We start from the raw sequence: 1,324 nt of genomic DNA on the forward strand, positions 1-1,324 counted from the left end.
TCGCACCACTGGCCACGTTGGGGTAATGCCTACGCCAATGACTACATGAAGAAAACCCGCGACACCTATAAATACATTCACGATCAATCAGTTCGTCTCCTCAACCACGGCTATACCTCACAGGAAATTGCCGAGCAGATTGAGCTACCACCGGAACTCAACTCCCTGTGGTATGTACGTGGTTATTACGGCACAGTGAAACACAATGCTAAAGCGGTCTATCAAAAATACATGGGCTGGTATGACGCCAACCCATCAAACCTCAATCCACTGCCTCCTGAGGCAGCGGCCAAAAAATGGGTGGAATATATGGGCGGTGCCGATGCGGTACTGGCCAAAGCTAAAGACGATTTTAAACAGGGAGATTACCGCTGGGTGGCAGAAGTCACCAACAAAGTGGTGTTTGCCGATCCGAATAATCAAGCCGCCAAAGAGTTAAATGCTGATGCGCTGGAGCAGCTGGGTTACCAAGCTGAATCCGGCCCATGGCGCAGCGCGTATTTGCAAGGTGCGTATGAATTGCGTAACGGTGTTCCTTCCGCCGGCGGAGTACAAACCGCCAGCCCTGATACCATTCGCGCCATGACCCCTGAAATGTTGTTCGATTATCTCTCTGTACGCCTCAACGGCCCGAAAGCCGCGGGCAAGAAAATCGTGATCAACCTTGATTTCACCGATCTTAAACAGCAATACGTGCTGACCGTAGAAAACGGAGTGCTCAATTATCATCATGGCCGACAAGACCCTAATGCCGATGTCACCTTGAGTCTGGCCAAACCGGCACTGGATTCAGTTCAACTCGGTGAGGTCACGCTGGCCAGTCAGCTAGATAACGGCAATATCAAACTCACTGGTAACAAACAAAGTGTGGTGGACTTCATGGGCCTGCTGGATAACTTCCCGTTCTGGTTCAATATCGTCACCCCATAACCGGCGTTAAAAAACAAACCGTGGCGGCCTAACGGCCGCCATCTTAAACGCCGGCTTAATTGAGGTTTATTGCCAGCACTAATGATCACCGTACCGGGTTTCTCTAGAGTGGCGGCTCCTTTTCCGCCACCTAAACCTGTGGTGATGCGGATAACTAACCATAACGATCCATTAAGGAGCCGACCGTGTTCCTCAATTATTTTGCTTTGGGAATCCTGGTTTTTGTGGTGCTCACCATTTTTTACGGGGTGATCGTCATTCACGATATTCCTTACCACATCGCGCAAAAACGTAACCATCCACACCAAGATGCCATCCATGTTGCGGGCTGGGTCAGCCTGTTCACTCTGCACGTTTTATGGCCGTTCTTATGGATTTGGGCCACCTTGTACCG

At 50.4% G+C, this 1,324-nt stretch carries 2 protein-coding genes; both read left to right on the forward strand.

Annotation, left to right across the window (positions count from 1 at the left end):
* On the forward strand, nucleotides 1-930 hold a 930-nt coding region (locus ACRC27_RS05160), incomplete at its 5' end, for an alkyl sulfatase dimerization domain-containing protein (RefSeq protein ID WP_438639343.1).
* Nucleotides 931-1,115: 185 nt separating this feature from the next.
* On the forward strand, nucleotides 1,116-1,324 hold a 209-nt coding region (locus tag ACRC27_RS05165; RefSeq protein ID WP_438639344.1), incomplete at its 3' end, for a DUF3302 domain-containing protein.

The sequence above is a fragment of the Plesiomonas sp. genome (genome assembly GCF_051650925.1).
Taxonomy (GTDB): Bacteria; Pseudomonadota; Gammaproteobacteria; order Enterobacterales; family CAMTGL01; genus Plesiomonas.